Here is a 25,515-nt window from a genome sequence, read left to right on the forward strand (position 1 = left end):
AGGCGGGCCGGAACACGGCCCGGCGGGGGAGGGCACGGTGAGTGCAGGAACCACGGCCGTGTGGGGCCGTGCCGAGCAGCAGGACTTCCGCAGCCGGGTGCGCGGCGCGCTGCTCGGCGGGGCCATCGGGGACACCCTCGGGGCGGCCGTCGACCGGCTCGCCCTGGAGGAGATCCGGGAGGCCCACGGCACCGACGGCGTCACCGACCTCCTGCCCGTGCACGGCACCCGGGGCACCGTCACCGCCGTCACCCAGCTCGGCCTCTTCACCATCGACGGACTGATACGCGCCCAGGTGCGCCGCGACATCGGAGCCTGGCACCCGCCCACCGACATCCACCGCGCCCACCTGCGATGGGCGGCCACCCAGCACGACTGGGGGCCCGACGAACGCCGCGAGGACAACGGCTGGCTCGGCCGTCAGGAATGGCTCTACGCCCGCCGCGACCCCACCCGGGAATGCCTGATGGGCCTCGGCGACACCACCATGGGCACCCTCGACCGGCCCAAGAACCCCGACGCACGGGACGCCGCCCCCCTCACCCGCTCCGTCCCCTTCGGGCTCCTCGTCGGCTGGGAGCCGCAACTCGTCCTCCAGCTCGCCGTCGAGTGCGCCGCCCAGACCCACGGCCACCCCACCACCCTGCTCGCGGCCGGCGCCCTCGCCGTTCTCGTCCACGGGCTGACCCGGGGCGAGACCCTCGACGGCTCCATCCAGCACACCCTGGCCCTGATCGCCGAACGCCCCGGCCACGAACCGGTCACCGAAGCGTTGAAGCAGGCCCTCGGAACGGTGCGCCAGGGCATCCCCGGGCCCGCCCTGATCGAGTCGCTGGGGGCCACCGACGCGGCGGAGGAGGCCCTCGCGGTCGCCGTGTACTGCGCGCTGGTCGGCGAGGACGTCCGGCACGGCCTCCGGCTGGCCGTCAACCACGGCGGACCGTCCGCCACCACCGGGGCCCTGTGCGGGGCGCTGCTCGGGGCCCTGCACGGCGAGACCGCCCTGCCGCCCGCCTGGCTCGCCGAACTGGAGGGCCGGGCCACGGTGCTGGAGCTCGCCGACGACTTCGCCATGGAGATGACGCAGGGTCCCGCCCTGCACGGCCCGGCCGCCGCGGCCCCGGGCTGGCTGAGCCGCTACCCGCGCGCCTGAGCGACCATGTCCGAACCGGGCCGGCGTGCTTGTCGTCCTTGGGCCGCGCCGTTGTCCTCCTGAACCGGGCCGTCGTTCCTGAGCCCGGCCCGCCGCGCCCGGCTATCGCATCAGCTCCCCCGCGTTGACCAGCAGCGACTGCCCGGTGATCGCCCGCGCCCGGTCCGAGGCCAGAAATGCGACGGCCTCCGCGACATCGCCGTCCGTGGCCGGTTCCGGGAGCGCCATGCGCTCGGTCAGCCTGCCCAGCACCTCCGCCTCGGGCACCCCCTCGCGCCGCGCCGTCGCCCGCACGAACCCCTGCACCGGCGGCCCCCACATCCAGCCCGGCAGCACCGTGTTCACCCGGATCCGATGCGGCCCCAACTCCTGGGCCAGGGAGTACATGGCCGAGGTCAGCGCCCCCTTCGAGGCCGCGTACGCCGCCTGCCTGACCTGAGTCGGCGCGGCCACCGCGGACTGCGTACCGATGATCACCACCGCCCCGCCCCGCTCCTTGAGCGCGGGCAGACAGGCCCGGGTCATCCGCAGCGTGCCGAGCAGATTGACGTCCAGCACCGACCGCCAGGCGTCGAGATCGGCGTCCTCGACCCCGCCGAAGTGGTTGTCCAGCGCCGCGACGTGGACCACCGCGTCGATCCGCCCGAACCGTTCCACCGCCAGCGCGGCGAGCGCCCCGCACCGCTCCTCGTCGGTGATGTCGGTGGGCAGCGAGGCCGTGTGCCGGCCGTCAGGGTCGATCTCCGCGGCCGACCGTTCCAGATTCGCCGCGGCCCGTGCCCCCAGCACCGCGTTGCCGCCGTCCCGCACCACCGCCGCCGCGACCCGGTGCCCGAGCCCCGGCCCCACTCCCGACACCACGACGGTCTTCCCCGCGAGCAACATCGACGGCCTCCCGACACACCCTGGCAGTTCCTCTGACGGTGCGTCAGAGTAGAGCGCCGCCACGGAGTACGGAAGGGCAGGAGTGAACGTCATGAGCGAGGAGACACCGGCCGGGGGCACCCGGAGCGAGACCTACGCCGAACTGGCCGCGCTGGGCCCGTACGGGGTCCGTCCCGGCCATGCGCTGATCACCATGGTCGAACCGCACCCGGGCCAGGAGTACGCGTACAACCGCTGGTACGAGGACGACCACTACTACGCGGGTGCGATGGCCATGCCCTGGATCTTCGCGGGGCGGCGCTGGGTGGCGACCCGGGCGCTCCAGGAACTGCGCTACCCGGAGACCTCGGCGGTGGCGCGGCCGGTCACGGCGGGCTGCTACCTGTCGACGTACTGGGTGACGGAGGGGCGCTACGACGACCACATGCGGTGGACCGTCGGCATCAACCGGAGGCTGAACCAGGACGGCCGGGTCCACCAGGCCCGTACGCACGTCTTCACCGCGTTCCAGGACCACGAGGCGACGGTCTACCGGGACGGAGCGGCGGGCCCCCGGGACTTCCACGCCCTCGACCACCCGTACGCGGGGCTGGTCCTCGAAGTCGTCGACGCGGAGGGGCCCGAGCGGCGGGCCGAACTGCTGGAGTGGCTGCGCACCCGGCACCTGCCGAAGCGGCTGGCCGGCTCACCGGCGGCGATGGTGACGGTCTTCCGCCCGACGCCGCTTCCCGGCGACCGGATGAGCTACGTGAAGCAGGTGGAGGGCGTCGATACCCGGCTGACCCTGCTGTGGTTCCTCCAGCGGGAGCCGGGGGAGTGCTGGGCGGAACACTTCACCGGGCTCGACGCGGAGGTCGCCGAGTCCGGCCTGGGAAGGGTGGAGCTGGTGGCGCCGTTCATCCCGACCGTGCCGGGCACCGACCTCTACGTCGACCAGCTACGCCGCACCTGACCGGCGAAACCTGACCGGCGAACTCCGTCCGCACACACGCGCATCGGCCCTCTCGGCCAGGACGGCGGACCGGTCGAGAGGGCCGACGGCGGCACCCCGGGTGATGCCGCTGCGCGAACGGGGGCGCACCGGTCAGGCGTCGACGCCGCTCTCGGCGACATCCCGCACGAAGCGGTTCCACGCGGCGGGAACGAAGGTGATCGAGGGGCCCTCGGGGGCCTTCGAGTCACGCACGGAAATCGCCCGCACCAAGGGGGACCTGACTTCGACGCAGGCGCCGTTGCCCCCGGAATACGAGGACTTCGTCCACTGGTCCGTAGCACCCTGACGAATGGCCATGTTCACTCCGGTTCTGAAGAGTCGCGCGATGTCCGGAATCACTGTTCCGGCTGGTCTGATCGACGCTACTCGCCAAGCCCCTGGCGCAAAGGAGGCGTTCACTCGACCGAGTGGTGTGTACCAATAAGATCTTCCGTCCGGGAGGGGCGGCGGTGTACCTTGCGGCCACCCCTCCCGCAGCATTACTCCATTGTCGGCAATCCGGACAATCGGCCGCAGAATCCTCCGCGGAATCCTCTGCGGAATCCTCCGAAGAATCCTTCGTCGAATCAGCCACGGAATCGGCCGTGGAGCCGGTCGTGGAGTCGGCCGTGGAATCAGCCGTCCAGGTCCGTGTACTCCTTCGCGATCCCGGCGATGAAGTGCCGGGTCTGCTCGACATTCAGCGACTGCGCCCGAAGGTGCTCGTACATGACGCTGTAGAGCTGGACGTCGTTGCCCTTCTCCAGGTAGAGATCGCTGGTGACGCCCTCGATATAGACGACGCTGGAATCCGCGGCGTCCGGGAATTCCAGAATGGCGTACTGCCCGTTGATGCCGGGGTGCGCGCCCATGTCGAACGGGAGCACCTGCACGGTCACGTGCGGCAGGTGGGAGAGCTCGATGAGCTGCTCCAACTGCTCGATCATCACCTGCTTGTTACCGACCGTACGGCGCAGCGCGGACTCGTCGATCACCGCCCAGAGCCGCAGCGGGCTCTCCGGGTCGGTGATCCGGTCCTGACGGCGGGCCCGGACGCTGACGCGCTTGTCGATCTCGCTCTGCGGGGCCTCCGGAAGGGCTCCGTTGATCAGTGCCCCGGCGTAACTCCTGGTCTGCAGAAGGCCGGGGACCACCTGGGGCTCGTACACCCGCAGCGATTCCGCGTCGGTCTCCAGACCGATGTAGACGCTGTACGGGATGTCTCCGAACGCGTGCCACCAGCCCTGCTGGCGCGAATCCTTGGCCATCTGCATGAGCGAGTCGACGACCCGCTGGTCCTCGACCTCGTAGACGCCGCAGAGATCGCGTACATCGCGCTGGCTGATGGAACGTCGGCCGTTCTCCAGACGGCTGATCTTCGACTGCGAGACCAGCAGGCGCTCCGCCACCTCTTCGGCCGTCATGCCCTTGAGTTCGCGCAGGCGGCGCAATTCCTGGCCCAACCGGCGTCGTCTGACGGTGGGATTGACGTTGGACGGCACGGAAACGGCACCTCCGGCTATGTAGCTGTGCGTATCTACTGCTGAGCAGATTGCCACCCGTCTGCCCCGCCGCGCTGGGAAATGGCCATACGAATGTGCGCGGGGCAACCGTGGTTGACGATTGCCCCGCGCTCGGTGCGGCTCCCGAACCGGGTCTGTGACGACGGCGCGGCGGTATTCGGTTGAGTGCTGGTGCTGGTGCTGGTGCTGGTGCTGGTGCTGGTGCGGTGCTGCGGGCCTAGTGGGCGGCGGCGCGTGCCATGGTGCTGCGGCGTGATCGCGACGGCGCTTGCGGCTGCAACGGAACTCCGGCCGCCTGACTGCGGCGCGGCTGTGCGGCCGCCCCGTTCTGGACGTCCATCACGGCGTGTGCCACGAGTCCGCCCATGGGGTCGTGCCTGATCAGGTCCCGGAGCCTGGAGCGCGACGAGCGCCCCTCGTTCCCGGGGTAGAGATGCTTGCCGAGACCGACCGAGTGGGCCAGCGCGGCGAGCGCCGCGGTCCGCGGGTCCGGCGGTACGCCGGTGCGGATCGCACTGTCCAGCCTGGTCCTGATGTCCCGGCTGATCGCCGTCTCCGTCGCCTGGTAGCGAGTTGTCGGCAGCACTCCGCACATCTGGCCCGCCACGGCATGCACCATGCCGCACCGCTCCAGGTGCGCGAGGTAGATCTGACGCAGCCCCAGCCGGGGCCCGCCGATCCAGTGGACCGCCCGAACCGGGCTGCCGCGTCGGCGCAGCAGTTCCAGTGCGGAGTCCAGAGTTGGATCTCCTGTCGGCCGTGGCATCACCACGGCGATACGATCCCCGTCAGGGGCTATCCGTCCTGCCAGAGCCAGCTCTACTAGCTGGGCTCCGGCGAGGCCGAGGTCGAGCGACTGCGGCTGCGCTGTGGTACCCGTGGCCGGGTCCAGAGCGAGCAGCAGAAGCTCCTCCGGAATTGTTCTGCGGCTCCTGCCCATCCATGCCTCCCCGCGTGGATGAATGACAGGGTGACCCCTCTCACATTGGTCTGTCGAGAGTGCCAGGGTGCTTTGCGTGGGAACCAGTAGGTATGTCGTTCTCGTCTAGCAGCCGGGCCAGTGGTTCACCACGGGACACTGGTAGATGGTTCGGACAGCGCGGGGGGTTCCCGCGCCGTATGGAGGAGGCATCGGTGGCGGGCGAGTCCCCCGACAAGTCGGAGCAGCAGAAGTCGTCGGGAACGGCTCGGAGCGAGAGCGATCCGCGACTTGCCGTCTTCCGTGAGGAAACCGCCGAGCGGACGGGGTCCGAAGACGCGGGGGCCGACGAAGGGGCATCCGGGAAGCCGGACACGGCCACGGCGGTCTTCGGTACGAAGCCGACGGCCGGCGAGGGCAAGACGGACACGGCCACGGCCGTCTTCGGTACGAAGCCGACGGCCGACGAAGGCAAGACGGACACGGCTACGGCGGTCTTCAGTACGAAGTCGGTGAAGGACGACGCCTCCGAGGACGCTGAGGGCGTGCCCGGGGGCGACGGGGGCGTCTCCGAGGGGGGCGAGGACGGCTCCGGGGGCGGCGCGGACGTTTCCGGGGGCGCTGCGGACTCCGAGGGCGCCGAGGGGGCCGTCGGGGCGGCGGATGCCGGAACGGGCGCCAAGGGTCCGGACGCGGCTCCTGAAGCCTCTGAGGGCGTTGCGGGGCGCGAGGAGGCGGCAGCGGGCGAGGCGTCCTCCGATGCTTCTGACGCTTCCGGCGATGCCGAGGCCGCTTCCCGTGAGAAGGAGCCGGAGACGGAGGCGGAGGTTAAGGCGGAGGCCCACGCCGACGACAAGCCCGAGTCTGTGGCGAAGGCCGAGGACGAGAAGGCCGAGGAGCCCGAGAAGGCCGACGCCAAGGCCGCTGCGAAGCCCGAGGGCAAGGCCGACTCCAAGGCTGACTCCAAGGCTGACGTCCAGGCCGACTCTGAGGCCGAAGAGAGCGCTGCCGAGGACAAGGCCGAGCCGAAGCCCAAGGACAAGGACAAGGGCCAGGGCGAGGAAGCGGGCAAGGACAAGGCCGGGGACGACGCCGCCGACGCCGGCGACAAGCGCGCCGACGCCCGCGCGGACGCGGACGCGGACACCGACACCGACGACAAGCGTGGCGTCGACCAGCCGACCGCCATCTTCCGGGCGCCCGCCCCCCGGGTCGACCAGCCGACGACCGCGCTCAAGATCGCCCCGCCGGAGTCGAAGGCCGCGACGAAGTCCGGAACGAAGCCCGGCGCGAAGGCGGACGCGGAGTCCGCGTCGAAGCCGGAGGGCGCCCCCGGGCGGACCAGCACGTTCGTCCCCCTGCGCGGCGACGACGTACCCCAGGCCAAGACGCCCGCGCCCGCGCCCGCGTCCGTGCCCGCGCCGGGCCGGCCGGGAGCGCCCGCCGGGGCGGCCGCGGCGGAGCCCGCCTCGCTGGCCCCGGCCGAGCGGACCACGCAGCAGCCGATGCCGCCCAAGGCGCCGCTCGACCTGCTGGCCGAGCTGACGAACACGCCTCCGCCGCCGGAGACGCCGGTCCGTACCGCCGTCCGCAGGGTCAAGATCTGGACGCCGCTGGTCCTGCTCCTGCTGATCGTCTTTGCGATCGTGCAGATGGTGCGCCCGCTGCCGACGCCCGAACCGAAGCTGTCGGTCGATCCGGCCTACACCTTCAGCGGCGGCCGGCTGAACCTCACCTGGCCCGAGCAGGGCCAGTCGGCGGTGACCGTGGACGGCGTCGGCACGATGGGCAGCGCGGGCGCGCAGAAGCCCGCGCCCATCGCCAGTGTCGCCAAGGTCATGACGGCGTACGTGGTCCTCCAGGGCCACCCCCTCAAGGGCAAGGAGGAGGGCGAGAAGATCACTGTCGACCAGCAGGCCGAGGACGAGTCCAACCGTGACGACGAGTCGACGGCGCCGATCAAGAAGGGGCAGCAGTTCACGCAGAAGCAGCTCCTCCAGCTGCTGATGATTCCCTCCGGCAACAACGCGGCACGGCTCTTCGCCCGCTGGGACGCCCCGTCCGAGAAGGAGTTCGTGGCGAAGATGAACGCCGCGGCCAAGGACCTCGGCATGACGAACACGACGTACACCGACCCCAGCGGTCTGGACAAGGGCACCGTCTCCACCGCCGAGGACCAGCTCAAGCTGGCGCGGGCGGTCATGCAGAACGACGTGTTCCGGGGCATCGTCGACACCCCGCAGATCAACATCCCGGGGATCGACCAGACGATCTACAACAACAACACGATCCTGCTGGAGCCCGGGGTCAGCGGCATCAAGACCGGCTCGTCCACCCCGGCGGGCGGCAACCTGCTCTGGTCCGCGAACACCGTGGTCGACGGCAAGACGCTGTGGATCTACGGCGCCGTCATGGGCCAGCAGGCGGGCACCGGCCAGCCGTACGACAGCCTGAAGATGTCCCTGGACAACAGCCTTGAGCTGATCAAGGACGCGCAGAAGGCCGTCACCTCCGCCCGGGTCGTGAAGAAGGGCGACGTCGTTGGGTACGTGGACGACGGGCTCGGCGGCCACACCCCGCTGGTCGCGACCCGCGACCTGAAGGCCAAGGGCTGGCCGGGGCTCAAGGTCGAGCTGTCGGTGTCGAACGACGGCAAGGAGATCCCGCACGAGGCGGCCGCGGGCACCGAGGTGGGCGTGGTCACGGTCGGGACCGGACCCGGCATGGTCAGCGCACCGGTGGCCCTCCAGAGCGACCTGAAGTCCCCCGGCGTCAGCCAGAAGCTGACCCGCATCAGCTGACCCGGACCGGCTGACCCGGACCGGCTGACCCGGACCGGCTGATCCGCATCGGCTGATCCGCATCGGCTGATCCGGATGGGCCGGGCCCTCGGCCCCGTACCACCTGTGTCCCGTACCACCCGTGCCCCGCAGCGCCCGACGCGCTGCGGGGCACGTGTGCGAGGCCCACCCGGTCATTTCCGGGCAAGCTAATTCCAGACGGCTGTTTTCGGCCATTAAAACGGTGCGTGCTAGCGTCCCGGAGACAACGTGTGGATGCTGGGGCGCGTCTTCCGGCAGACAAGGCCCGCGCGGTACGCCGTCGGCTCCGATCATGGTCCGGACAAGGACGGGGAGATGCGCAGTGACCACTGCTGAGCCGAGACGGGCGGAGCCCGCCGCGGAGGCGAAGAGCACCGTGGAGAGCGCACCACGCACCGCGGAGAACACGAAGCGCACCGGCGACCGCACCCCGCCGTCCCCCTCCACCGGATTCACGCACTGGTGCCGCAGCCACCCGGTCCTGCTGACGACGATCGTCGCGGCCGTCGCGCACGTGCTCTGGTTCTTCCTCGGCGCCAACAGCGGCGGCGACCTCGCGGCCCAGGACGCCTGGGCCGAATTCGTCGGGCGGCACCCCGGCACCGCGTACAACCTCGCCTGGTACGGGGGCATGCACCCCGTCTCGTACAGCGTGGTCTCGCCGTACGTGATGTCCGTGCTCGGCGTGCGGACCACGATGATGATCGCCGGGACGGTGTCGGCGGCGCTGACCGCGCTGATCCTGGTCCGGGTCCGGGCCGTCCGCAACCCGCTGGCCTGCTCGTTCGCCGGGGTCTTCGCGTACCTGTGCAACGCGCTCTCCGGGCGGGTCACCTTCGGGCTCGGCATGATGTTCGCGGTCGGCGCCACGGCCGCGGTGTTCTGCTGGCCGCACCGCTGGCGGTACAAGCGGTGGGCCAAGGCGGCCGTCGCCGCGCCGCTCGCCGGGCTGGCGACCGCGAGCAGTCCGGTGGCCGGACTCTTCCTGGGCGTGGTCGCCGCCGCGCTCTTCCTGCACAAGCGGCGCCCCGGCGCGTACGCCATCGGGCTGGCCCCGGTCGCGGTGGTGGCGCTGTCGGCGCTGCTGTTCCCGTTCTCCGGGACGCAGCCGATGTCGATCGCGACGCTCTCGCTGCCGTTCCTCTTCTCGGCGCTCGTCTTCGTCCTGGTCCCGCGCGACTGGCGGACGGTGCGCACCGCGGCCGCCGTGTACGGGATCGGGACCCTGCTCACGTACGTCATCGACTCGCAGATCGGGTCGAACATCACGCGGATGGCGATGCTGTACGCCGGAGTGGTGCTGCTGGCCGCGCTGCCCTACGCCGTGCCGCGCTCCCGGCGCTGGTACGCGCTGGTCATCGCGTTCGCCGGGCTGAACTTCTGGATCGGTTTCAAGAGCGTCGACGACATCGTCCGCACCGCCCCCACCGCCTCCTGGGCGCGCGAGCTGGCCCCCCTCGTCCACCAGCTGCAACAGGTCGGCGCGGAGAAGGGCCGGGTCGAGGTCGTCCCCGCCAGCAGCCACCGCGAGGCGTCCGCGCTCGCCCCGTACGTCAACCTGGCCCGCGGCTGGAACCGGCAGGCCGACATGGAGCGCAACCCGCTCTTCTACGACGACACCCTGAACACCGCCAACTACCGCCAGTGGCTCGACCGCTGGGCCGTGCACTACGTGGTGCTGCCCAAGGGCAGGCCCGACTCCAGCGGCGCGGTGCGGGAGGCGGAGCTCGTCGACGGGGGACTGCCCTACCTGAAGCCGGTGTGGTCCGACAGCAACTGGCGGCTCTACGCGGTGGAGAGCCCGGTGCCGCTGGCCGACCCGCCGGCGACGGTGGACCGCGCGGGAGCGGGCGAACTGACCATCCACGTGAAGAAGCCGGGCCGGGTCCTGATCCGCGTCCCGTACTCGCGCTGGCTCGCCCTCATCGACGCCGAGGGCCGGAGCGTGGAGCGGCCGCAGGAGACCGAGGAGTCCAAGCGGCGTACGGACAACGGCACCCCGCGCACCTTCGTCAACACCAACGGCTGCCTCCTCAAGGTCGAGGAGGACGCGGACGGCGACGAGTGGACGGAACTCCTCGCCCCCCGCGCCGGCATCTACCGCCTGGGCGCCCCGTACCAGATCTCCCCCGGCACCCCCTGCCCGGAGGAACTGCGCTGACGCCGCCACCCGGGGCGCACCCGTATCGACAGCGGCACCCGCGTCGGTCCGCGCCTTCGCCGTACTCCTGACAGAGAACGGCGAAGGCGAAGGCGCCTGGACCGAGAAGTCCAGCCGGGGCGAATGCCTCACCGCCGCCCGTCGTCAGGGCGGGCCACCAACGAGCGGTGCAGGGTGCCGGACCGGCGTTGAACGGCGGGTCGTTTGATCCGGCACCGGTTGCTTCGACAGGCGGCCGACGTTCGCGGCCGTTGACGCCAGGTGCGGATGTCAGACGGATCTGGGGGTGATGCTGACCGCGCGGTAGCCGTACCCGTCCTGCTTGAACCCGGGTGCTTCCCAGACGAGATCCACCTGTTGCCCCGGTGTCAGCGTGCGGAATCCAGGTGCCTGAATGTCGGCGTAGTGGCCGAAGCACCCTCCCGGCGTCTCGGGCGAGTCCAGCACACCCCACCCCTCCTCGTCGCGCCACTCCCGCACCGTCGCGGTCACGCCTGCGGTGACCTTGCGGGTCACCTTGCGACGACTCATCTGCCTCTCCCCTCAGCCGACCCACAAGATCATAAAAGGCCCGACCGGCAGGCCGACGTTTCACGACGCCCCCATGGAACGCCCCCGCTACTCACGATGACCGGAGTGGTGCCCGGGCTGGTGATGGAGATCCTGGTCCTCGGCAGCGACCGACGCCGTTGAGTCAGGTCTGGACGCCAGAAGGGGTTCACCTCCGAAAATCCGGAGGTGAACCCCTTCGAACTGGTGCCTGCGGCAGGATTCGAACGTGCGGCACCCGCTTTAGCGAGTTCGGCCGATCAGTCGCCAGAGCAAGGCTCAGGCATCTCGTGTATGGGGTGGGGGCACCGCCGCTACCCTTCCAGATCCGCCGTTGTCTGGCGACGTTGCCGTCAACCTCTGCCGTCACACGGGGTCGGAGTAGCAAAGTATGTAAGCAGCGACATGGGGTTGAAGGGTGCACGCCAGTCAGGGGCAGGTAGCTTTCGGTGGGCACCTGGGGCCGCCGTCCAGCCCTGCAGGCTGCCCGCTGGACTGCATGCTGCCCACTGGAGCCCAAAGGGAAGCGCCCAGGCTAACTGCCTCTGCAGAGCGCTACCCCAGAAGCCGCTTGATCGCGGCCACACCCCCACGCTCAGTGCTCACAACGGCGATGAGGCGCCCCGCTGGTGCCGGATGGGGGAGGCGAGTCAGGACCAACCAGTGCATGAGTTCAGCAGCGTGTCGCCCTCGAAGCGTGCTATCTGAACACCCTTCTCGTAAATGCCATAGCTGCTCTGAGCAGTGGTCTCCCACACCTTTGTGGTCCCATTGCCATCGGTGTTGGAATGCCAAGGCCATGTGACGGTGGTGCCGCCGTCGGACTTGGTGAGGTATCGCACCCGGACGTGGTGGCCGTCAGCCGAAGTGTCCTTGACGCTCAAGGTCACTGCCACTTCACCACGCGGATCCGAGCCGTACACGGAAACCGACGATCCAGATGCCCCCGTGGTGGAGCAGCTTGCGGTCTTAGTGAACGCTGCCGCAGCAGCGCTCGACGTAGACGTGGCGCCGACTGTGAATGCACTCGCAGCCAGCAGTACGCCGCAAGTGCGTCCCATTACCTTTGCGTTGAGCATGCCACTCCCCTTGGTTCGATCTTCGCAACTCGTAGATCAAATCAGGAATTCCGGCAGTCGCAAGAGCCTTTTCAGTCACCCAGTCAGTAAGTTTAGTCACGAAAGGTCACGAAGCGTCAGATCGCAGAACCTGAAAACTGTCGCCACATCGGCGACGTTGTTGGGGCGACGATTGGGTCCCCTCTGCCTTCCGCTGGCGACGCCGCCTAGTAGTGCTTCGTTAAGTTCTGTACGCGGCCTTCGTGCTCGCCATCGCCATGGGGCTCCGCCGGGGTGAGATCGTCGGGCTGCGCTGGTCGGACCTCGGCCTGGACAACCGCGTCCTCCATGTCCGCCAGCAGACCCAGCGCCGTCGGGGCGTCCTGTACGACGACGACCCCAAGAGTCGCCGTCGCCGGGTCGTCCCACTGCCCGCCCTCTGCATCGCGCCCCTGCGCTGGCACCGGATGCGGCAGGCAGCTGCTCGTACCAAGGCGGGGGAGCGGTGGCGAGTCCGGCTGCGTCCTCACCACCCGCACCGGCCGCTAGGTCGAGCCGCGGAACGTCTACCGCTCTTCACCCGCGTCGCCGAGTCCGCCGGCCTCCGTGTGATCCGGCTGCATGACGCTCGGCACGGCACCGCGACCCTCCTCACGGCGGCCGGAGTCGCGCCCCGCGTCGTGATGGAGATCCTGGGCCACTCGCAGATCAGCATCACCATGGACGTCTACACCCACGTCGCCCAGGACACGCAGCGCGAGGCCATGAGCCACATGGACCGGCTGCTGCGGCGGCGCCCCCATCGTCAGTGACCACCTCCGACATCCACTGGGAAGCCCCGGCCCTTTCAGGCTGGGGCTTCTGCTCGTGCCTGCCGAGGCTCAGACGCATGACCTCGTAGGGCGCAACGTGTGTGGGCGGTGATCAGCGAACGAACAGTTCCCCGCTGCTGTGGAGTCTCTTCCGCGGCGCCCCTGGGGGCTGTCCTCTGGGTCGTGCAAAGGGCGGGCATGGGTGTGGAGCCGCCCCTGGCAGCCTCAGGGCGGTTAAATGCCCAGGTGGTGAACTGGGCACAGATGTACGACTGTCACGGGGACGTCGATCGCGTCCCCGAACTCCTGGCGCGGGTCGAACGCGAGGACGACGCAGAGGCGTGGGGTGAGATGGGTTACCGGCTGGTCCTCGAGTGCCACTTGGTGTTCCCCGCCAGCATCGCCGCACTGCCGCGTCTGGTGCGTCTCGCTTCGCAAAGCGCGCGGGCGCGTGAGCTGGCCGGGGCGATCGTGCGGTGCGCGGCAGGGCATCAAGGCTGCGACGATCTGCTGGCGGGCTGTGCTGACGCGATCGCGGAATTCCGCGAGTTGCTGGATCGGCACCTGCGGTCGCGGCCGGACGACTACCTCGCGACCTTCCGTGACTTGCTTGCTGTCGAAGAGCAGTACCACTGGAGTGCGGTCCTGGGGGACTTCGCGGACGACTTTTACCAGGTTGTCTGCCCTCACTGCACTGTGGAGGTGACGATCGCCATTGGCGGTTACGGGCGCTATTCAGCGATCCGGGACTGGCACCTGGGCGATGTGGACCGACGCGGCCTGAGGCCGGCCTCCCCCGAGGACCTCTCCGGTATCGGTCGATGGATGTATGAGACTGCCGTCCGCGATGGGGAAGGCGTGCTCGCCGACGGGATCGCCCATCTCTTCGGCCAGGCGGAATGCCCACGCTGTGCCAGCGTCTTCAACATCGCGGATGAGTACGCGGCTTCCAACCGCCCCGTCATGTGACCGAAACGATCCACCACAGGGCGGCTCACGCGATTCATCGGACAGGACCTGGCGAGCACGCGGTGCGAGGACATGAGCCACAGGGTTGCCCCAGCAGGGGGCGCCGCTGGTTGTCAGTGACTGCCACCGTTGATGTCAGACATGGATGTCAAAGGCCACCTACCAAGATCGGTAGGTGGCCTTTTCCCTTGTGCCCCCGGCAGGATTCGAACCTGCGACACCCGCTTTAGGAGAGCGGTGCTCTATCCCCTGAGCTACGGAGGCGGGGATGCGCCGGAAGTGTTTCCGAAAGCCTGTGCGGAGGGCAAGGGGTTTCGGGTCGGCTGCCGACAAGGTGGTGGCGGGTGGGCCGATCAAGGCCCGGGCCACCGCCGACAGTGTAGCGGTTGGGTGGAAGCGGTGTCGGTGCGCGATGGCGGCTTCCGCGTCGGGGTGGCCCGGGGTGGTGGCGGGGTCCGAGGGTGCGGGCCCGGGTCAGTGGCCGGGGGCGGTCTCGGTCTCGGCCTTGATGCCGGCCAGGGTGGTCTCGATGCCGGTGCGGAGCAGGCCGATGCGGCCCCCGACGATCTCCTCCTCCTTCTCCGGGTGCTTTTCCACGTACGCGTTCAGCGGGCCCCGGGCCGGGCCGAGGCTCATGCCGTGGCGCAGGCGGGTGGCGGTGCCGTCGGCGAGGGGCTCCAGGGTGTACGTCCAGATGGAGAGCGGGTCGCCGCCGGGGGTGTCCCCGTAGACGACCGCCCACGCGAAGGCGTGCGGCTCGGAGAGTTCCGTGATGCGGCTGACGGTGCGCCAGTCGCCCAGCATCTCGTTGTGGTTGCGGCCGGTGAAACAGGCGCCGATCGCCGGGCCCTCGGCGCCGTCGAGCCACTCCACCTCCTGGAGCTCCGGGCTGTACCGGGTGGAGGTGGTGATGTCCGAGACCAGCTCCCACACCCGCTTCGGCGGGGCGGCGATGTCGGTCACGCACTCCACGCGGGCATCGGCGAGACGCATGTTCATCCTCCAGGGACGGATCGGACGCGCCGCCGTCGGTGGTCCTGCCCGGCGGCGCGCGGTACGGGAACGGCCCGGATCGCAGGCCGTGTTCACCGTACCCGGGCGCCCTCCGCCGGATCGCGGCGGGCGGGCCCGGCGGCCGGTCGGGCAAGGGGGCGGTAGCGGGCGGAAGTTGGGGTGGGCGTACGGTTCTGAGTGCCCAACGGAAACGTTCGGTACGGGGGGTTCGGAACGGGCTGTCCTGATCCGTCCGTTTCTTCAGTACGCACGGGGAACCCCCGGCCCGGACGTCGGGTGGCGCCTGACCGACGCCGCCCCGAAGGACCCCCATGAAACTCCTGAAACGCCCCATAGTCCCCCTGCTCGCCGCCCTCGCCTGCGTCGGAGCCCTGATCGCGGCGATCACGGCCGGTGGGAGTCCCGGAACGCCCAAGGGCTACCACCGCGGCGAGAACGGCACGCTGACGATCGAGAGCGCGTACCGGCCCGGCGCGCCGGACTACACCGGCATCGGGCTCGACGGCCGCCCGGTACGGCTGTCCGACTTCGACGGGAAGATCGTCGTGATCACGGCCTGGGCCTCCTCGTGCGACGCCTGCCGCGGGCAGGCCGAGGTCATGGCCCGGTTCCAGCGGAAGGCGGCGGAGCGGGGCGACGCCGCCGTCGTGGGGCTGAGCCGGGACAGCTCCTCCGAGATGGCCCGGGTCTTCACCGAGAAGCACGACATGCCGTACCCGAACGTCCTCGACCCGAGCGGCAAGCGCCTTCTCAACCTGCCCAAGGGGGTGCTGGCCACCCACGGGGTGCCCGTCACCCTGATCGTGGACCCGCGCGGGCGGATCGCCGCGACGGCCTCCGAGCCCGTCACCGAGAGCCGCCTGGAGCGCCTGGTCGCCACCGCCCACTGATGCCCGCCCGCTGACGCCCCCGCCGGGGCATGCCCGCTGACGGCCGCCCGCCGGCGCCCCGGCCCCGTCGCCGGAGGGCTCACGGGCGGGATACCCGGACCCGGTACTTCCCGTCGTCCTTGTCGACCACGGCTATCCGGATGCCGTGCTTCTTGTCGGTGAAGGTCTGGCCCGCCAGGAAGGCGGCGTCGGAGAGCTCGGTGTGCACATTGGGCAGCCGGGTGCATCCGGCGCTGCCCTTGGTGCTGTCCATGACGGAGACCGGCCCCTGCCCGGTGTCGACGTCCGAGCTCACCTTGTAGATCAGCACCCCCGGGCGGCAGATCGCCCGGTCGTTGCCGCCCGGGGCGCGCACCTCCACCGCGTAGCCGGTCGTGTCGCTCAGCGGGACGAACGCCAGCTTGGTGCCGCCCCTGGCGGACAGCGGGCCGAGCAGGTGGTCGGTGGTGCCGGGGCGGGCGGCGCAGCTGATCTGCTTGTTGTCGAGCCAGCCGAGCTTCCACTTGTGCCAGCCCAGCAGATCGTTGTTGGCCCCCCAGTCCTCGGACATGATGTCCCAGTGCCCGACCGCGCCGCCGCCGGTGGGGGTGTACAGGTCGGGGAGGCCGAAGACGTGGCCGTTCTCGTGCGGCAGTACGCGGTAGCCGTCCCGGGCGAACGAGCCGGAGCCGTCGTCCTGGCGGCTGTAGATGAACGAGGTGTTGGCGAGCGGGACACCGTCGGCGCGGGGGGCCTCGTTGTTGCCGGAGAAGGTCACGGACAGCACGGTGTCCAGTGCGGACGGGCCGGCGTTCGGGGTGACCAACACGTTGACCAGGTCGTACTTGGCGAAGTCGACCTTCGGGTCGGCGACGGAGACGAGGTCCTTGACGAGCTTGCGGTAGCCCGGCTCGTACGGTGATCCCCGGTCTATCCCGTACGCGGAGAACGGCCGGGGCATCCGCAGCCAGGTTTTCAGCGGGGCGTCGGGCCGGTAGTCGAGCCGTCCGTACGAGGCGGTCCGGAACCACTTGGTGGTCTGCGGGAAGAATTCCGCGTACCGGTCCATCGCGGGACCGGAGCCCGGCGCGTCCGGGAAGTCGATCATGAGGTTGAGGGCGCGTATCCGGCCCGTCGAGCGGGCGTATCCCGTCGGTGTCGGCATCCCCTCCGACATCTGTACGCCCATGGTCGCCGGTATTCGGCACGGCGTTATGCCCGCGGCGCTGATGGTGGAGTCCGGTCCCGCCGAGGCCTGGTCGGGGTCCGGGAGAACGCTGCTGGCCGTGGCCAGGGATGCTATGACCAGGGCTGTCGTGGAGGCGAGCACGATCGGGCGGCGGTGGTCGCGTATCCGGCGGCGGGGATTCTCCATGCAGTCGCCTCGGGGTCCGCGGCAGTCGGCCGACCCTGACTGCGCTCTGCGGTTCAGCCTGTTGCGGGTGGTGCGCGGGCGCTCGCTGGGTGCGCCGTTCGGCTGGTTCTCCGCCGCGAAGGTGTGACGCGGGTCACGAGGCGGGTGGGAAATAACCGGGGAGTGCTTCCCCGTTTGCACCCGTGTCCCCGCGAAACGGGGAAGTGGTCCCCGGTTGCACCGGGGAGCATGAGGGAGGACGAGGCTGCCCCCGGGCGGTCCGACGGAACAGGGAAGGGGACGGTCGTCATGGGCACCGCCAGCAGCGCCACGGCCGGAGCCGACCCGTCCCACTGGGATCACTCCCAGTCGGACCTCTCTCAGTCGGCCCCGTCCTACTCGGGCTCGGCCCAGTCGGCCCCGTCCCAGTCGGACTCCGCCCAGTCGGGCCCCTCCCGGCAGGCCCCCTCCCGCCCGGCCCGCCCGAGGGCCGACGCCGTGCGCAACCGCGAGCGGATCGTGATGGCCGCGCGCGAGATGTTCGTCGAGTTCGGCCCCGAGGTCCCGCTTGACGACGTCGCCCGGCGCGCAGGCGTCGGCAACGCCACGCTCTACCGGAACTTCCCCGACCGGGCCGCCCTGGTGCACGAGGTCGTCCTCTCGGTCACCTCCCGTACCACCGAACGGGCGCGGGAGGCGGCGGCCGAGGAGTCCGACGCCTTCGCCGCGCTCAGCCGCTTCGTGCACGCGGCGGCCGACGAGCGGATCGGGGCCCTGTGCCCGATGCTCTCCGGCGGCTTCGACAAGGACCACCCCGACCTGCTCGCCGAGCGCCGGCACCTCGACGAGGCCGTCGACGGGCTCGTGTCGCGCGCCATGGACGAGGGCCGGCTGCGCACCGACATCGCCGTCGGGGACGTGATCGTCGCCCTCTCCCAGCTCACCCGGCCGCTGCCCGGCATCGGTTGCCCGGACATCGACCGCTTCACCCACCGTCATCTGCAGCTTTTCCTGGACGGACTCCAGGCCCCGGCCCGGTCCGAACTCCCGGGCACGGCTGCGACCTTGGAGGATCTGCGGCTCCGGTCCTGATCCCCGACCCGACCTCCACCCCCGGCCGCCGAGGCGCCCCGGGGTCGGCCTCCCACGCCCGCCCGCACCCCTAGCCCGTACTCCCGACTCGCTTCATCGGCCGCCGACTTCGCCGGTGCCGCCGGTCCATGACGACTCCTCGCACCCGTAACCCCACGTACACGTCCCACGCACTCAACCCACGTACACGACTTACGTAACTCGACTCGACTCACGTACACGACGTACGCGACGTACACGCGCGTTCCTAGGTGGATATCCCCATGTCGAAAACAGCCGACCTCCGACTCCCGGACCCCAGCCGCTGGAAGGCCCTGGCGTTCATAGCCCTGGCACAGCTGATGGTGGTGCTCGACGCCACGATCGTGAACATCGCGCTGCCGCACGCGCAGACCGCCCTGCACATCTCCGACGCCAACAAGCAGTGGGTCATCACGGCGTACGCCCTCGCCTTCGGCGGGCTGTTGCTCTTCGGCGGCCGGATCGCCGACCTCTGGGGCCGCAAGCGGGCCTTCGTCGTCGGTCTGGTCGGCTTCGCGCTGGCCTCCGCGCTGGGCGGCGCCGCGCAGAACCAGGCCATGCTCTTCGGCTCCCGCGCACTCCAGGGCGTGTTCGGGGCGCTGCTCGCCCCGGCCGCGCTCTCGCTCCTGGCCGTGATGTTCACCGACGCCCGGGAACGCGCCAAGGCGTTCGGCATCTACGGTGCGATCGCCGGGGGCGGCGGCGCCGTCGGACTGATCCTCGGCGGCTTCCTGACCCAGGCGCTGAACTGGCGCTGGACGTTCTTCGTCAACATCCCGTTCGCCGTCGTCGCGGCGGCGGGCGCCTACTTCGTGATCCGTGAGCCGTCCGGCAGCCGCAACCGCTCCGCCCTCGACATCCCGGGCGTCCTGCTCTCCGCGCTGGGCCTGGTCTCGCTGGTGTACGGGTTCACCCGCGCCGAGTCCGCGGGCTGGTCGGACGGGCTGACCATCGGCATGTTCGTCGCCGCCGCCGTGCTGCTGCTCGCCTTCGTGCTGACCGAGTCCAAGGTCGCGTCGCCGCTGCTGCCGCTGCGCGTGCTGCTGGACCGCAACCGGGGCGGTGTCTACCTCTCGCTGGGGCTCGCCGTCATCGCGATGTTCGGGCTGTTCCTTTTTCTGACGTACTACCTCCAGGTCGTGCGCGGCTACTCGCCGATCAGGACCGGCTTCGCCTTCCTCCCGATGATCGCGGGCATGATCACCGGCTCGACGCAGATCGGCGCCCGGCTGATGACCCGGGTCCCGGCCCGCAAGCTGATGGGCCCCGGCTTCCTGGTGGCCGCCGTCGGCATGCTGCTGCTGACCCGGCTGGACATCGACTCCTCGTACGCCGCGGTCGTCCTGCCCGGACAGCTGCTGATGGGCCTCGGCATGGGCACGGCGTTCATGCCGGCCATGTCCCTGGCCACGCACGGTGTCGAGCCCCGGGACTCCGGGGTGGCCTCCGCGATGGTGAACACCTCGCAGCAGGTGGGCGGTGCGATCGGTACGGCGCTGCTGAACACCATCGCCGCCTCGGCCGCGACCGCGTACGCCACCTCGCACGCCGCGCTCGGCGCCCGGGACCCGGAGCTGCTGAAGCTCCAGGCGATGGTGCACGGCTTCACCGGCGCCATCTGGTGGGCGGTGGGCATCCTGGTGGCCGCCTCCGTCATCGCGGTGGCCTTCATCGACGCGGGCCGTCCCGGATCCGGCCCGGCGTCCGGAGGCCCGGGGGCGGGCGCCGACGGCGCCGAGGACGAGGTGCGGATGCCGGTCGTCGCCCACTGACCCGCCGGGTGAACGCGCGTCGCGCCCCGGTCCCCGTACGCACGGGGGCCGGGGCGCGGTCGTACGGACGGAACGGACGCGGAGGTCCGGGTCGCGGTCGTACGGGGGCCAAGTCGGGGAGTGGTCGTACGCGAGCCGGGGCGGGAGTGGTCGTACGTGGGCCCGGGTGCGCGTTCCTACGCGGGCCGGGCGCGTTCGTGCGCGGCGGTCAGCGGAGCCAGGGCAGGTCCGCGTCCGTGCCCTCCGGCTCCAGCCCGGCGGCGATGACCCGCATGATCTCGCCCAGCGCGTCCGCCTGCTCGGGGGTGAGCCGGTCGAAGATCGCCTGGCGGACGGCGTCCACGTGGCCCGGGGCCGAGCGGCGCAGCATCGCGAACCCGTCGTCGGTGAGGACCGCGTTCTGGCCGCGCTTGTCGGACGGGCACTCCTCGCGGCGCACCCATCCGTTTTTCTCCAGCCGGGCGACGGCGTGCGAGAGCCGCGAACGGGTGATCTTGGCGTCCTTGGCCAGCTCCGTCATCCGCTTCTGGCGGCGGGGGGCCTGGGAGAGCTGGACGAGCAGGCCGTAGTAGATGTGCGGCATACCGGCATCGCGCTGCAACTGGCGGTCGAGGTGGTCCTCCATGAGCGTGGTGGCATGGAGGTAGGCGCGCCAGACGTGCTGCTCGTCGTCGGAGAGCCAGCGGGGCTCGTCGGTGGATGCCGTGGTCATGTGCTCCACTCTACGCCTTTTCTTGAAAGTTGAACTAGATAGGGCTAAGGTCTCCGGCAAGAGGAAGCTTGAAGATTAAAGAATGCTTCCTTCTCAAAAACACGCCAGTAGAAGACTTACCCGGATCGGCGACGGATGGGGAGTGCCATGACAGTCACCGCGGAGCGCATGCCCGCCCTCTACCTCTCGCACGGCGCCCCGCCGCTGGCCGACGACCCGGTCTGGCCCGGCGAGCTGGCCGCCTGGTCGGCCGAGCTGCCCCGGCCGCGCGCGATCCTGATGGTCTCCGCGCACTGGGAGGAGGCCCCGCTGGCGCTCGGTGCCACGGAGCGGGCCCCGCTCATCTACGACTTCTGGGGTTTCCCCGAGCACTACTACCGCGTCCAGTACGCCGCCCCGGGCGCCCCGGAGCTGGCGGAGAGCGTCCGCAAACTGCTCCGCGGCGCGGGTACGCCGGTCCAGGACATCCCGGACCGCGGGCTCGACCACGGCGCGTACGTCCCGCTCGTTGAGATGTTCCCGGACGCCGACGTCCCCGTCCTCCAGATCTCCCTGCCGACGCTGGACCCGCAGCGGCTCATGGAGATCGGGCGGAAGCTCGCGCCGCTGCGCGACGAGGGCGTACTGATCGTCGGCAGCGGCTTCTTCACCCACAACCTGGCCGCCCTGCGCCACACCGGCGGGGGTGTCCCCGGCTGGTCGGCGGAGTTCGACGACTGGGGGAACCGGGCGCTCCAGGCGCAGGACGTCGACGCGCTGCTGGACTTCGAGCACAAGTCCCCGGCCGGCCGCCTGGCCCACCCGCGCACCGAGCACTTCGCGCCGCTCTTCGTGACGCTCGGTGCCTCGGAGGGCGAGCTGGATCAGGGGCGCAGCGTCATCGACGGCTTCTGGATGGGGCTCGCGAAGCGCTCGGTGCAGTTCGGCTGAGCTGCCCCGCCGGTGCTCCCCGACCGGCGGGTCCCTCTCGCACTGCGCGTCTCCCCCGTACTGCCCGACCTTCCCGCGCTATCCGACCGGCGGGTTCAGTTCGATCGAGCGGAGGGCGGCGGCGAGGGCCGTCGCGTCGCCGACGTCCAGCGCGGTGTCGGTGAACTTGATGGTGTGGTCGTCGCCGTGCGCCGCCGCCCGGGCGAACAGCTCCTCGGCGGAGGCGCCCGCCGGCCGGTACGGGGTGGCCTCGGCCGGGCCGTACGCGGCGGTGACCGCGGCGCTCGCGGCCCAGGCCGCCGCCGTGCTCGGCGCCCACAGCGTGCGGGGGAGCGCGGGCAGGGTGCGCAGCACCGCGTTGGGCGCGGTCGCCGCGTGCACCAGCATGACCGGCTCCCCGTGGCCGTGCGTGGCGTACCGGTGCGTGGCGGCCGTGACCAGCTCCGTCAGCCGGGCCCGCGCCTGGTCCGGGTCGCCGGTGACCTCACCGGGCCAGACCGGGAACGCGCTGAGCTGCGCCAGCCGGTCCCGGATGCCGCCGCTCTGGTCCGGAACGGGAGGCACCGCGTCCAGCGCCGCCGCCGCGGACCGGGCGGGTGCCAACGGGGTCAGCGCGGGCAGCGGCTGATGGCGGGCGGCCCAGTAGCCCAGCCCGTGCGCCAGTTCCGCGACCCGGGGTGCGGTCTCCTCCCCGGCGAGCAGGGTGCGTACGGAGTGGCCGACCCGGATCACCGGGTGGGTGGCGCCCGCCGCGATGCCGGGCAGCAGCCGGGGCCACCACTCGGCCAGCACCTCCCGCCAGGGGCGTTCCCCGGTCTCCCGTAGGAAGTACTCCGTCCAGTCGGCGACCCGGCGGTGGTCGCCGAGCGCCTCGCGCCAGTTGTCGGCGGTCACCCGGGCCGAGGTCTCCGGCATGTCCTCCAGCTTGTGCCGGTAGCCGTCGAGCCAGTGGTGGACGGCCGGTGCCTGGCCGTGCCTGACCAGGGCCTCGACGGCCATCGGGGCATGGTTGCTCAGCCAGCCACCGTGTTCGGGCCCGGAGGCGTGCAGCCGTTCCAGCGCCTCGTCCAGTGTGCCGGTGTTGTCGCTCGATGTGTGGTCGCTCGGTGTGTTCCCCATGCCGAAACACGCTAGGCACGGGCCGGACGCGGCGTAACGGGCCACGGTCCCGGGTCGCCCCGTGCTCAGGGCTTAGGGCTGTGGCCCGGGGTGTACGAGCAACCCGGGGTCCCGCGCCCCGGGGCCCCCGGGGGTATCGAGCAACCCGGGAGTCGGCCGGGCCGTCTCTCCTGGCGGGAACGCGGGTGGGGCTTCCGCCGTTCAGGAGGCGAGGGGGCCTGTATGTGTGAGCGCGGTCTCATGTGACGGGCGCGGCGAACGTTCCGGAGGACTGTCGGAGCGCTCGCGAAGCCCCGCCTGACCTGCGGTTCCGCAGGGCATTTCCGCATGCGTGCCGTCATGTGACGGCGCAGGATACTGCATGATCGAGAAAAAGAATGCCAGGCGTGGGAATTCTGTCCGGATTCCAGTCGTTGTTTCCATCGGATGCAGGGCACCCGGGAGGGTGTCGCGACCTACTCAGCAAGGGAGCACGCATGGCAACCCGTGCCGTCGCCCGTCGTTCGTCCGCCACCTCTGGGACCAGCCGGGCGAGCAGTGTTCGCGCCTCGGGCGGAGAGATCGCCGATCGCGACCTGGTCGGCATGTACTTGGACGAGATCGCGCGAACGCCCCTGCTCGACGCAGCGAAGGAAGTCGAGCTGTCGCAGGCCGTCGAGGCGGGCGTCTACGCCCAGCGGATACTCGACGGCGCGGTGGACAGCGAGGCGGGCGGGGCCACGCGTGAGGAGCTGGAGGCGCTGGTCGCCGACGGCGAGCGCGCCAAGGACGTATTCATCCGCTCCAACCTGAGGCTCGTCGTCGCCGTGGCCCGCCGCTACCCGCGGGCCGGGCTGCCCCTGCTCGACCTGATCCAGGAGGGCAACGCGGGCCTGGTCCGCGCGGTCGAGAAGTTCGACTACGCCAAGGGCTTCAAGTTCTCCACGTACGCCACCTGGTGGATCCGTCAGGCGATCACCCGTTCCATAGCCGACCAGTCCCGCACGATCCGGCTCCCCGTCCACCTGGTGGAGGAGCTCGGCCGGATACGGCGGGTGCAGCGCGAGTTCAACCGTGAGCACGGCCGCGAGCCGGAGCACGCGGAGATCGCGGCCGAGCTGGACTCCACGCCGGAGCGCGTGGGCGACGTGCTGGACTGGGCCCGTGACCCGGTCAGCCTCAACATGTCCGTGGACGACGAGGGTGAGACGCAGTTCGGCGACCTGCTGGAGGACACCTCCGCGGTCTCGCCCGAGCAGTCCGTGCTGACGCTGCTGCGCAGCGAGGAGCTGGAGGACCTGATCGGCAAGCTCGACCACCGCACGGCGTCGATCATCCGCATGCGGTACGGCATCGAGGACGGCCGCGAGCGGACGCTCACCGAGGTCGGCAAGCAGCACGGCCTCACCCGTGAGCGGATCCGCCAGATCGAGAAGCACGCGTTGCTGGAGCTGAAGCGCATGGCGCACGACACGGGCTTCGACGCTGCGGCCTGACCGATTCATCCAGTAACATATGAAATGGGTCGCTTCGAGTGACCCGCCCCGAGCTGAGTCCCGGCGCCCACCCCCCCTGGCGCCGGGGCTCATTTCTTTGGCCCGGGCCCCTTCCTCCGCAGGCCGCCAGGCCCCCGGGTCGCAGGGGTGCAGGGCCCGCAGGGGTGCAGGGGGGGCGGAGCGTCGTGCGTCGCGGAGGCCCCTTCAGCGGTTCGCCGCGCGGGTCAGGCGGGCGCCCAGCCGGGCCAGGTGGTCCACCAGCTGCGGCGGCTCGTGCACGGTGAACTCGCAGTCCACCAGTGCCAGCCGGAGCGCCACCCACTCCAGCGAGTCCGCGAGCACCGCCCGCAGCCGGCAGCCGTTTTCCCCGGTCCGCTCCAGCGGCCTCATCGACCCCGGCAGCCGCGCTGCGACGAACTCGGCCGGAGCCGCGAAACTCACGTCCACCGCCAGCTCCGGCTGCCGCCGGGCGATGGACCCGGCGAGGAACTCCGCCGCGTCCCCGGTGGGCAGCTCGCGCGGTGCGAAGCGGGCCCCGGTCGCGAACGGCTCGCTGACCCGGTCGACCCGGAACGTGCGCCAGTCCTCGCGCCCGAGGTCGTACGCGACGAGGTACCACCGCCACCCCGTGCTCACCAGCCGGTACGGCTCGGCCTCCCGCTTCGTCCCCGTACCGTCGCCCGCCCGGTAGGAGAACCGCAGCCGCTCCTTCCCGGTGACCGCCGCCGCCATCACCGTCAGCGTCCGCGGATCGACGGTCGAGCCGTCGCCCCTGGCCAGCGGCATCGTCGCGTTCTGGAGGACCGAGACCCGGTGCCGCAGCCGGGACGGCAGCACCTGCTCCAGCTTGGCCAGCGCCCGTACGGATGCCTCGTCCACCCCTTCGATGGCGTGCCCCGCCCCCGCCCGCAGCCCCACCGCGATGGCCACCGCCTCCTCGTCGTCGAGGACCAGCGGCGGCATCGCGGCGCCCGCGACGAGCCGGTAGCCGCCGACCGAGCCCCGGGTGGCCTCGACCGGATAGCCCAGTTCGCGCAGCCGGTCGATGTCGCGGCGGATGGTGCGCGGGCTGACGTCGAGCCGCTCGGCCAGCTCGCTGCCCGGCCACTCCCGGGGCGTCTGGAGGAGCGACAACAGGTTCAGCAGTCGTGCCGGAGTGTCGGTCATGGCTGGCCTTCCGCCGGTGTTCGGGCATCCAGGGACGGGGTGTCCGGTGTCGTCCGGAGTGTCGGGCGTCCAGGTGACGGCCGCCCGTCGTCCGGCTGCCCGGACAGTGGCCGCCCTGCCGGCAGCCGTCCGGAGTGGCCGCCCGGTGTGTCGGGCGTCCCCTCAG

22 protein-coding genes and 1 tRNA gene are annotated in these 25,515 nt (G+C 70.9%); 11 read left to right on the forward strand and 12 right to left on the reverse strand.

The window, feature by feature from the left end:
• Nucleotides 1–37: 37 nt before the first annotated feature.
• Nucleotides 38–1,153, forward strand: a complete 1,116-nt coding sequence (locus tag ACF08W_RS05315; RefSeq protein ID WP_352278094.1) for an ADP-ribosylglycohydrolase family protein — start codon at nt 38–40, stop codon at nt 1,151–1,153.
• 102 nt (nt 1,154–1,255) lie between these two features.
• Here ACF08W_RS05315 and ACF08W_RS05320 read toward each other — a convergent pair whose 3' ends face one another.
• The gene (locus ACF08W_RS05320) at nt 1,256–2,038 is read right to left on the reverse strand and encodes an SDR family oxidoreductase (protein ID WP_392278491.1); all 783 of its coding nucleotides are present in this window, start codon (nt 2,036–2,038) and stop codon (nt 1,256–1,258) included.
• 91 nt (nt 2,039–2,129) lie between these two features.
• Between ACF08W_RS05320 and ACF08W_RS05325 the strand changes: the two genes are divergently transcribed.
• Entirely contained in the window at nt 2,130–2,990 is an 861-nt protein-coding gene (locus ACF08W_RS05325) for a hypothetical protein (RefSeq protein ID WP_352278098.1), read from the forward strand.
• A gap of 132 nt (nt 2,991–3,122) precedes the next feature.
• On the opposite strand, the gene ACF08W_RS05330 is transcribed toward ACF08W_RS05325, so the two are convergent.
• From ACF08W_RS05330 to ACF08W_RS05340, 3 genes are all read right to left on the reverse strand, one after another.
• Nucleotides 3,123–3,329, reverse strand: a complete 207-nt coding sequence (locus ACF08W_RS05330) for a DUF397 domain-containing protein (RefSeq protein WP_352278100.1) — start codon at nt 3,327–3,329, stop codon at nt 3,123–3,125.
• 317 nt (nt 3,330–3,646) lie between these two features.
• On the reverse strand, nt 3,647–4,513 hold the full coding sequence (locus ACF08W_RS05335) for a helix-turn-helix domain-containing protein (RefSeq protein ID WP_385207277.1): 867 nt from the start codon (nt 4,511–4,513) through the stop codon (nt 3,647–3,649).
• Between the two features lie 238 nt (nt 4,514–4,751).
• Nucleotides 4,752–5,474 carry a GPP34 family phosphoprotein gene (locus ACF08W_RS05340; RefSeq protein ID WP_392278492.1) on the reverse strand — a complete coding sequence of 241 codons (723 nt, stop codon included), beginning with the start codon at nt 5,472–5,474 and terminating at the stop codon, nt 4,752–4,754.
• Nucleotides 5,475–5,668: 194 nt separating this feature from the next.
• Here ACF08W_RS05340 and ACF08W_RS05345 point away from each other — a divergent pair, with 194 nt between their 5' ends.
• Together ACF08W_RS05345 and ACF08W_RS05350 are read left to right on the forward strand one after the other, a co-directional pair.
• Nucleotides 5,669–8,254: a serine hydrolase gene (locus tag ACF08W_RS05345; RefSeq protein ID WP_392278493.1), complete on the forward strand. Its 2,586-nt coding sequence runs from the start codon at nt 5,669–5,671 to the stop codon at nt 8,252–8,254.
• A 343-nt stretch (nt 8,255–8,597) separates the two neighbouring features.
• A complete protein-coding gene (locus ACF08W_RS05350; protein WP_392278494.1) occupies nt 8,598–10,436 on the forward strand; it encodes an MFS transporter in 1,839 nt (612 codons plus the stop codon).
• A 270-nt stretch (nt 10,437–10,706) separates the two neighbouring features.
• On the opposite strand, the gene ACF08W_RS05355 is transcribed toward ACF08W_RS05350, so the two are convergent.
• Together ACF08W_RS05355 and ACF08W_RS05360 are read right to left on the reverse strand one after the other, a co-directional pair.
• A complete protein-coding gene (locus tag ACF08W_RS05355; RefSeq protein WP_385207266.1) occupies nt 10,707–10,967 on the reverse strand; it encodes a cold-shock protein in 261 nt (86 codons plus the stop codon).
• Nucleotides 10,968–11,635: 668 nt separating this feature from the next.
• A complete protein-coding gene (locus ACF08W_RS05360; protein ID WP_392278495.1) occupies nt 11,636–12,064 on the reverse strand; it encodes a hypothetical protein in 429 nt (142 codons plus the stop codon).
• 242 nt (nt 12,065–12,306) lie between these two features.
• Between ACF08W_RS05360 and ACF08W_RS05365 the strand changes: the two genes are divergently transcribed.
• On the forward strand, nt 12,307–12,855 hold the full coding sequence (locus ACF08W_RS05365; protein WP_392278496.1) for a site-specific integrase: 549 nt from the start codon (nt 12,307–12,309) through the stop codon (nt 12,853–12,855).
• 246 nt (nt 12,856–13,101) lie between these two features.
• Nucleotides 13,102–13,824, forward strand: a complete 723-nt coding sequence (locus ACF08W_RS05370) for a hypothetical protein (RefSeq protein WP_392278497.1) — start codon at nt 13,102–13,104, stop codon at nt 13,822–13,824.
• Between the two features lie 191 nt (nt 13,825–14,015).
• On the opposite strand, the gene ACF08W_RS05375 is transcribed toward ACF08W_RS05370, so the two are convergent.
• Nucleotides 14,016–14,088: transfer RNA gene (locus ACF08W_RS05375), tRNA-Arg, on the reverse strand.
• Nucleotides 14,089–14,298: 210 nt separating this feature from the next.
• Entirely contained in the window at nt 14,299–14,817 is a 519-nt protein-coding gene (locus tag ACF08W_RS05380) for an SRPBCC family protein (protein WP_392278498.1), read from the reverse strand.
• A 332-nt stretch (nt 14,818–15,149) separates the two neighbouring features.
• Here ACF08W_RS05380 and ACF08W_RS05385 point away from each other — a divergent pair, with 332 nt between their 5' ends.
• Complete coding sequence (locus ACF08W_RS05385) at nt 15,150–15,728, forward strand: TlpA family protein disulfide reductase (protein WP_392278499.1); 579 nt, start codon at nt 15,150–15,152, stop codon at nt 15,726–15,728.
• Nucleotides 15,729–15,807: 79 nt separating this feature from the next.
• Here ACF08W_RS05385 and ACF08W_RS05390 read toward each other — a convergent pair whose 3' ends face one another.
• Nucleotides 15,808–17,082: a M6 family metalloprotease domain-containing protein gene (locus ACF08W_RS05390; protein WP_392278500.1), complete on the reverse strand. Its 1,275-nt coding sequence runs from the start codon at nt 17,080–17,082 to the stop codon at nt 15,808–15,810.
• A gap of 288 nt (nt 17,083–17,370) precedes the next feature.
• Here ACF08W_RS05390 and ACF08W_RS05395 point away from each other — a divergent pair, with 288 nt between their 5' ends.
• Both ACF08W_RS05395 and ACF08W_RS05400 read left to right on the forward strand, forming a co-directional pair.
• The gene (locus ACF08W_RS05395; RefSeq protein WP_392278501.1) at nt 17,371–18,153 is read left to right on the forward strand and encodes a TetR/AcrR family transcriptional regulator; all 783 of its coding nucleotides are present in this window, start codon (nt 17,371–17,373) and stop codon (nt 18,151–18,153) included.
• A 263-nt stretch (nt 18,154–18,416) separates the two neighbouring features.
• Complete coding sequence (locus ACF08W_RS05400; RefSeq protein ID WP_385207025.1) at nt 18,417–19,946, forward strand: MFS transporter; 1,530 nt, start codon at nt 18,417–18,419, stop codon at nt 19,944–19,946.
• A gap of 208 nt (nt 19,947–20,154) precedes the next feature.
• On the opposite strand, the gene ACF08W_RS05405 is transcribed toward ACF08W_RS05400, so the two are convergent.
• The gene (locus ACF08W_RS05405) at nt 20,155–20,667 is read right to left on the reverse strand and encodes a MarR family winged helix-turn-helix transcriptional regulator (protein WP_385207022.1); all 513 of its coding nucleotides are present in this window, start codon (nt 20,665–20,667) and stop codon (nt 20,155–20,157) included.
• Nucleotides 20,668–20,805: 138 nt separating this feature from the next.
• On the opposite strand from ACF08W_RS05405, the gene ACF08W_RS05410 reads away from it, so the two are divergent.
• Entirely contained in the window at nt 20,806–21,588 is a 783-nt protein-coding gene (locus ACF08W_RS05410; protein ID WP_352278138.1) for a class III extradiol ring-cleavage dioxygenase, read from the forward strand.
• Nucleotides 21,589–21,666: 78 nt separating this feature from the next.
• On the opposite strand, the gene ACF08W_RS05415 is transcribed toward ACF08W_RS05410, so the two are convergent.
• Nucleotides 21,667–22,707 carry a questin oxidase family protein gene (locus tag ACF08W_RS05415; RefSeq protein ID WP_392278502.1) on the reverse strand — a complete coding sequence of 347 codons (1,041 nt, stop codon included), beginning with the start codon at nt 22,705–22,707 and terminating at the stop codon, nt 21,667–21,669.
• 476 nt (nt 22,708–23,183) lie between these two features.
• Here ACF08W_RS05415 and ACF08W_RS05420 point away from each other — a divergent pair, with 476 nt between their 5' ends.
• A complete protein-coding gene (locus tag ACF08W_RS05420; protein ID WP_352278141.1) occupies nt 23,184–24,182 on the forward strand; it encodes a sigma-70 family RNA polymerase sigma factor in 999 nt (332 codons plus the stop codon).
• A gap of 204 nt (nt 24,183–24,386) precedes the next feature.
• On the opposite strand, the gene ACF08W_RS05425 is transcribed toward ACF08W_RS05420, so the two are convergent.
• Nucleotides 24,387–25,349, reverse strand: a complete 963-nt coding sequence (locus ACF08W_RS05425; protein WP_385207014.1) for a helix-turn-helix transcriptional regulator — start codon at nt 25,347–25,349, stop codon at nt 24,387–24,389.
• Nucleotides 25,350–25,515: the final 166 nt, after the last annotated feature.

Origin of the sequence: Streptomyces sp. NPDC015144, assembly GCF_043079735.1 — a bacterium.
GTDB lineage: Bacteria > Actinomycetota > Actinomycetes > Streptomycetales > Streptomycetaceae > Streptomyces.

Coding starts and splice junctions, on each gene's coding strand:
- ACF08W_RS05320 (WP_392278491.1), bottom strand. CDS start 2,038: ATGTTGCTCGCGGGGAAGACCGTCGTGGTGTCGGGAGTGGGGCCGGGG.
- ACF08W_RS05325 (WP_352278098.1), top strand. CDS start 2,130: ATGAGCGAGGAGACACCGGCCGGGGGCACCCGGAGCGAGACCTACGCC.
- ACF08W_RS05330 (WP_352278100.1), bottom strand. CDS start 3,329: ATGGCCATTCGTCAGGGTGCTACGGACCAGTGGACGAAGTCCTCGTAT.
- ACF08W_RS05340 (WP_392278492.1), bottom strand. CDS start 5,474: ATGGGCAGGAGCCGCAGAACAATTCCGGAGGAGCTTCTGCTGCTCGCT.
- ACF08W_RS05355 (WP_385207266.1), bottom strand. CDS start 10,967: ATGAGTCGTCGCAAGGTGACCCGCAAGGTCACCGCAGGCGTGACCGCG.
- ACF08W_RS05360 (WP_392278495.1), bottom strand. CDS start 12,064: ATGCTCAACGCAAAGGTAATGGGACGCACTTGCGGCGTACTGCTGGCT.
- ACF08W_RS05380 (WP_392278498.1), bottom strand. CDS start 14,817: ATGCGTCTCGCCGATGCCCGCGTGGAGTGCGTGACCGACATCGCCGCC.
- ACF08W_RS05385 (WP_392278499.1), top strand. CDS start 15,150: ATGAAACTCCTGAAACGCCCCATAGTCCCCCTGCTCGCCGCCCTCGCC.
- ACF08W_RS05390 (WP_392278500.1), bottom strand. CDS start 17,082: ATGGAGAATCCCCGCCGCCGGATACGCGACCACCGCCGCCCGATCGTG.
- ACF08W_RS05395 (WP_392278501.1), top strand. CDS start 17,371: ATGGGCACCGCCAGCAGCGCCACGGCCGGAGCCGACCCGTCCCACTGG.
- ACF08W_RS05400 (WP_385207025.1), top strand. CDS start 18,417: ATGTCGAAAACAGCCGACCTCCGACTCCCGGACCCCAGCCGCTGGAAG.
- ACF08W_RS05410 (WP_352278138.1), top strand. CDS start 20,806: ATGACAGTCACCGCGGAGCGCATGCCCGCCCTCTACCTCTCGCACGGC.
- ACF08W_RS05415 (WP_392278502.1), bottom strand. CDS start 22,707: ATGGGGAACACACCGAGCGACCACACATCGAGCGACAACACCGGCACA.
- ACF08W_RS05420 (WP_352278141.1), top strand. CDS start 23,184: ATGGCAACCCGTGCCGTCGCCCGTCGTTCGTCCGCCACCTCTGGGACC.
- ACF08W_RS05425 (WP_385207014.1), bottom strand. CDS start 25,349: ATGACCGACACTCCGGCACGACTGCTGAACCTGTTGTCGCTCCTCCAG.